The sequence below is a fragment of the Caulobacter sp. P1_B12_2 genome (genome assembly GCF_056406675.1).
Map to the genome: position 1 here is coordinate 1 of NZ_JBFTZS010000491.1, position 5,920 is coordinate 5,920.

Below are 5,920 nucleotides of genomic sequence, written 5' to 3' on the forward strand. Positions count from 1 at the left end.
GCCGTCCTGGCCGGCGCCAACGCCCTCGCCGTGCGTGGCGCGGGCGGCGAATGGGAAATCCTCCAGTTCCTGACCGCCGAGCCGGTCTCGGGCGACGTCTGGACCCTGTCGGGCCTGCTGCGCGGCCAGGCCGGCAGCGATCCGGCCATGGGGTCGCTGAACCCAGCCGGCGCGGCGGTGGTGATGCTGGACCAGGCCCTGGTCCGCGCCGACCTGGCCCTCGCCGAACGCGGCCTGCCGCTGGTCTGGCGCGCCGCCCCGGCCGGCGGCCCGGCCTCGGGACCGTCGATGAGCCAGGCCGTCGAGACCTGGCGCGGCCTGGCCGCCCGGCCCTGGACGCCGGCCCACCTGCGCGCGCGGACGCAAGGCGGCGACGCCGTCGTGACCTGGATCCGCCGGACCCGCCTGGCCGGCGACGGCTGGGACGCCGAGGTCCCGCTGGGCGAGGAGCGCGAGGTCTATCGGGTCGAGATCCTGGACGGCGAGACCGTCGTCCGCACGGCCGAAACGACCGCGCCGGCCTTCACCTACACCGCCGCCCAGCGCGCCGCCGATTTCCCTGCTGGACCCGCCGGGGCCTTGGCTGTCAGGGTCGCCCAGGGCTCGGCGCTGTTCGGCTGGGGCGCTTCAACGCGAACCTTGCTGTGATATTAATGCAACATAACGCTTGCGCGCCGCGCCGAACGGCCTAATTGAGGCGTTCCGCCTTTTCGAACTGACGTGAGGAGCCTCCTTGGCGCGCGACCCCTATCTGGAGCTTGGCGTTTCCCGCACCGCGAGCGCGGCGGAAATCCGCAAGGCGTTCCACAAGCTCGCCAAGCAGCATCACCCCGACGCCAACAAGGGCGACAAGAAGTCGGAAGAGAAGTTCAAGCAGGTCAGCGCCGCCTTCGACATCCTGGGCGATGTCGACAAACGCAAGAAGTTCGACGCCGGTGAAATCGACGCGGACGGCCGCGAGACCATGCGCGGCGGCTTCGGCGGTGGCGGCTCGCCGTTTGGCGGCGGCGGCTTCAATCGCGGCCGGGCCGGCGGCATGGGCGGCGGCGAGGGTCCGGAGATCGACCTCAACGACCTGTTCGGCGACATCCTGGGCCGCAATCGCGGCGCGGGGGCCGGCGCGGGCGGCGGCTTCGGCGGCGGCTTCTCGCCCAAGGGCGCCGACGTGCGCGCCCGGCTCGACATCGACCTGGAAGAAGCGATCAAGGGCGGCAAGAAGCGCGTGGCCTTCTCGGACGGCCGCACCATCGACGTGACCATCCCGGCCGGCGCCCAGGAAGGCCAGACCCTGCGCCTCAAGGGCCAGGGCAGCCCGGGCCGGGGCGGGCAGGGCGACGCCCTGATCGAGCTGGCCATCAAGCCGCACCCCGTCTACCGGCCCGAAGGCGGCGCCCTGGTCATGGACCTGCCGATCACGGTTCCCGACGCGGTGCTGGGCGGCAAGGTCGAGGCCCCGACGCCCGACGGCCCGGTCACCCTGTCGATCCCCAAGGGCTCCAACAGCGGCGCCAAGCTGCGGCTGAAGGGCCGGGGCCTGGCCGACGCCAAGGGCCATCGCGGCGACCTGTTCGCCCGCTTGGTGGTGACCCTGCCGGACGCGCCGGACGCCGAGCTGGAGAAGTTCGCCGAAGCCTGGCGCGACAAGCGGCCGTACGCCCCGAAGCGCCGCTAGACGGCGTCTTCGCCCGCCAAGCTAGGGCTTAAGGTTGTAAACCCGACCCCTTCCGCTATCCTGGCGGCGTGGGGGAAGTAGCGTGATCGAGGCGGGGCTTATGTATCGGGCGGAGGCCGTCGAGGTCGTCGCGCCGCCGCTGCAGGCCGCCGCCACGTCGGTCGAGTCCGGTCCGTCGTTCGAGGCGATCGGCGTCGAGGTCGGGTCCAGAATGGCGCGCCAGGACTGGCGTGGGGCCTTGGCCGTCCTAGACACCCTGCCGCCCGAGACCGCCCACAAGCCCGACGTCCTCTTCATCCGCGCCTTCCTTCTGCGGCGCATGGGCCGGTTCTACGCGGCGGTTGACGTCTATCAACGCCTGCTGGACGGCGACGCCGGACTGCTGCGCGTGCGGCTGGAACTGGCCGACACCTTCTTCGAGCTGGGCGACGACCGCTCGGCGGAACACAATTACCGACTGGCCATGGGCGCCAACCTGCCGCCCGAGGCGGCCGCCAAGGTCGAGGCCCAGCTGAAGGCGCTCGGCGAGCGTCGGCGGTGGCGCTACACGCTGAACCTGGCGGTCGCGCCCGACAGCAACGTCAACGCCGCCACCGACGCGCGCGAGATGCAGATCTTCGGTCTGCCGTTCGAGCTGTCGGACGACGCCCGGCGCACGTCCGGCGTAAGCCTCAGCACCCAGGCGACGGCCGAGCGCAGCGTGCCGCTGAGCGGCAAGACCCGCCTGGCGATCGGCGGCTGGGGGCGCTTCACCGACAACGAAGGCGTCGTCTTCGACGACGGCGCGGTGGGGATTAGGGTCGGGCCCCAGGTGTGGGTCGGGGCCACCAAGGTGGAGCTGCGCGGCCAGGCCGAGCGCCGGTGGTTCGGCGGCCAGCCCCTGTCGACGACGACGGGCGCCGACCTGGACCTGCAGTGGGGATGGGAGCGCACCCAGAACCAGCTGTCGCTGTCGAGCCAGCATGTCGACTACGACGTCAATTCGGCGCGCGACGCCTGGATCACCGTGCTGAACGCCGAGCGCACGCGCTATGTCAGCGCGACCCGCTTCTGGCGCGTCACCGCGACGGCGGGCCGCGGGGACGCCAAGGCGGCCTCGGAATCCTTCTGGCTGGGACGGCTCTCGCTGGGGGGCTACCAGACGCTGCCGGCCGGCTGGGCGGTGTGGGCCGAACCCTCGCTGGAGCGCCGGGTTTACGACGGCCCCAGCGTGCTCAATCCCGAAGCGCGCCACGATCTGCAATGGGCCCTGGCGGTCCGGCTGATCAAGCGCGACTGGCGATATCGCGGCTTCAGCCCCTATGTCGGGCTCGAGCGGAGCCGCAACGACAGCAACATCGACCTTAATAGCTTCACTCGACTCCGCGTTGAATTCGGCGCGACTCGTACATTCTGAACGGCAGCACAGGCGAACCATCATGAGAAAGTCCCCGTTGCTTTCGACCTCGGCCCTGGTGGGCGCGATGGCGATGACCCTGGGCGCCTGCAGCAGCGGCGGCTCGGGCGGCGGCGGCGGTGGCGGCGGCGTCACGCCGCCCACGCCTCCGATCCGGACGCGCCGACGGCCACCACCTTCAGCGGCCTGACCATCGACGGCGACGAGGACATCCGSATCCGGGTYTCCAGCGGCGGCGTCACGATCGACCAGACCTTGGCGAAGGCCACCTATCAGGGCGTGGGAACCGAGGCCCTGGGCTGGGCGCCGTCGAACGCCGCGCAGCCGCCCGCCTACCACCGCGGCGTGAGCACGCGCGAATGGAAGTCGACGGCCGGGACCTTCACGCTGATGGGGCTTGAGGAGACCAGCAATCCGGCGTTCGGGGTGAACAACCCGACGCCGGACCTCACCGACTGGGTGACCCTGGCCCGCTGGACCGTGGGGACGGCGCCCGATCTCACGCGCGGCTACAGCCTGCTGGGCGACCCCGTCTCCACGACGCCGGCCACCGGCGTCGCCCGCTTCCAGGGCGAGGCGATCGGCTACCTCAACAACGAGGAATTCATCGCCCGGGCCGGGCTGGACATCGACTTCGCGGCCGCGACGGTGCGCGGCGGCGTCGAGGACCTGACCTTCCGCAATGTCGTCACGCCGGACAGCGCCCTGCCGGGCGGTCCCTCGACCCGCTACGACTTCAGCTTCGACGGCGCGCTGTCGAACGGCAAGTTCAACGCCACGACCATCACCGCAACGCGCCAGACCGGCGAGACGGGCTTCGTCCGAGGCCAGCTCTACGGCCCTTCGGGCGACCTCGAGGTCGGCGGGGTCTTCGATATTTCCTACACGGGCGGCGACAGGCTGTACGGCGGCTTCGTGGCCGGCCATCCCAGCGATCCGGGCCTGACGGGTTCGGGACCGATCACCCTGCGGCCGTCGTTCGCCAGCCTGGTGACCTCCGCCGGCTCGGGCGCCGCTTCGTACAACAGGAACGATGTCGAAGAGACCGTTCCCGGGCAAACGGAGTTCCTCCGCTACACGGCCGGCGCGTTCGCCGCGGGCGACGAGGGCTACGGGATCTACACCAACGCCGGGGCGCAGTCGGTCTCGGCGGAGTTCACCGCCGCTCAGTATACGGGCCTGTCGACCACCTTCTATCGCCGCCCGCTCGCCAATACCGATCCGATCATGGGGCCGACCTCGCGGATCATCCAGGCCAGCACCTGGACCAGCGGCGCGACCACCCTCAACAGCTACAATCTGGGTCTGCTGGTCAACGACGCCTGGATCCGTCCGGCCTATGTCCAGGCCCTGGAATACGTCAATCCCAGCCTGTCTGCCGGCGTGGCGCAGCGCGTCTACACGGCGATCGGATCGCGCACGACGACGATCCCGACCACCGGTTCGGGCCGTTACAAGGGCGAGGCGTTCGGCGTCTTCAGCGATAACGTCGCCAACAAGCTATATCGAACGGCCACGGCGACGACCTTCGACGTGCTGTTCGCCAGCAACGAGGTTCGCGGCGCGTTCAGCGACTTCAGCTTCTACGACATGAACGGCGCCCCGGTTTCGTCGGGTGTGAAGCTCGCCGGCTTCGGCTTCACCACCTCACTGACACCAACGGGCAGTTTTGAATCGACCCCGGGGAGTGTGTCGACCGTGGCGACGATCGGCGTCACGGGCTACAACGTTACGGGGCGCGTCAGGGGCGACCTGTTCGGGCCCTCGGCTTCGGAACTGGGCGGGATCTACAGCCTGAACACCCTGGACGGCACGACCGCCGCCATGGCCGGGGTGTTCGTCGCGGGCCGCAATGGGCAGCCGCCGCAGCTCGGCTTCCCCGCCTCGCAGACCTTCACCGACACCCCGGGCGCCAGCCTGTACGCCTTCGCGTCCGCGCCGCTGACCAACATCAGCATGCAGTGGAACCGCAAGAGCCCCGCGCCGAGCGACGACACGCTGGCCCTGAGGTTCACCCGCGGGGGCATAAATCAGGTCGCCAACGTCACCCTTGGCGGCGGACATGACGAAACCAGCGCGAACGGCAAGAACACCGAACTGGTCATCGACCACGTCAACGGGGGTAGCAATTTCCTGCGCGTCGTCGAGCGCGTGGCGGGCGTCGACCTGAACTATGCCAGCCTGGTCGGCTGGTACGACCAGGACGCCCTCTCGAACGCGTCGACCTATGTCGGCTTCGGCCAGCGCGCGACCAACATGCCGACCACCGGCACGGCCCAGTACAAGGGCGGGGCGTTCGCCGCCTACGATCATGCGGTCTTCACCCCCGGCGTTCCGGATCCCTCGATCCGTCACACGGTGACCAACGGCGACGCCACCATGGCCGTCAATTTCGGCGCGGGGACGCTGTCGGGGGCGACCACCGGCCTGGTGGCGCCGACAGGCGCGCCGGACCTCAACTTCACGTTCACCGGCGCGATCGCCGGCACGGAGTTCACCGCCAGCTTCGCCAACGCCGCCAACACCCTGGCGGGGCCGATGAAGGGCCTGTTCGCCGGTCCGGGCGCGGCGGAGGCCACGGCCACCTTCCAGGCGACGACCGTACCGACGGGCGACACCTACCAGGGCGGCCTGGTGATGGTGAAACAGTAGCGGGCGACCAGCCCGCCCCTTCGGCGCGAGCCGGACATTTTAGACGGCAGTACAGGCGAGCCCTTGATGAGAAAGTCCCCGTTCCTTGCGACCTCGGCCCTTGTGGGCGCGATGGCGATGGCCCTGGGCGCGTGCAGCACCGGCGGCGGCTCGGGCGGCATGTCGGGCGGCGGCGGCGGCGGTGGTAGTGGTGGTAGTGG

Annotated in this window: 5 protein-coding genes; all 5 read left to right on the top strand. The window is 70.3% G+C overall.

What is annotated here, in order from left to right:
* A partial coding sequence (locus AC1DZ6_RS22055) for a GTA baseplate fiber-binding domain-containing protein (RefSeq protein WP_477099263.1) occupies positions 1–648 on the top strand: 648 nt, incomplete at its 5' end.
* Between the two features lie 85 nt (positions 649–733).
* Entirely contained in the window at positions 734–1,672 is a 939-nt protein-coding gene (locus AC1DZ6_RS22060; protein WP_477099264.1) for a DnaJ C-terminal domain-containing protein, read from the top strand.
* A 100-nt stretch (positions 1,673–1,772) separates the two neighbouring features.
* Positions 1,773–3,068, top strand: coding sequence for a surface lipoprotein assembly modifier (locus AC1DZ6_RS22065; RefSeq protein ID WP_477099265.1), 1,296 nt, complete (start codon positions 1,773–1,775; stop codon positions 3,066–3,068).
* A gap of 22 nt (positions 3,069–3,090) precedes the next feature.
* Entirely contained in the window at positions 3,091–3,258 is a 168-nt protein-coding gene (locus tag AC1DZ6_RS22070) for a hypothetical protein (protein WP_477099266.1), read from the top strand.
* A 65-nt stretch (positions 3,259–3,323) separates the two neighbouring features.
* Complete coding sequence (locus AC1DZ6_RS22075) at positions 3,324–5,720, top strand: transferrin-binding protein-like solute binding protein (protein ID WP_477099267.1); 2,397 nt, start codon at positions 3,324–3,326, stop codon at positions 5,718–5,720.
* Positions 5,721–5,920: the final 200 nt, after the last annotated feature.

Bases quoted from the DNA above. Each gene is read 5' to 3' on its own strand.
- AC1DZ6_RS22065 (WP_477099265.1), top strand. From the start codon at position 1,773: ATGTATCGGGCGGAGGCCGTCGAGGTCGTCGCGCCGCCGCTGCAGGCC.
- AC1DZ6_RS22070 (WP_477099266.1), top strand. From the start codon at position 3,091: ATGAGAAAGTCCCCGTTGCTTTCGACCTCGGCCCTGGTGGGCGCGATG.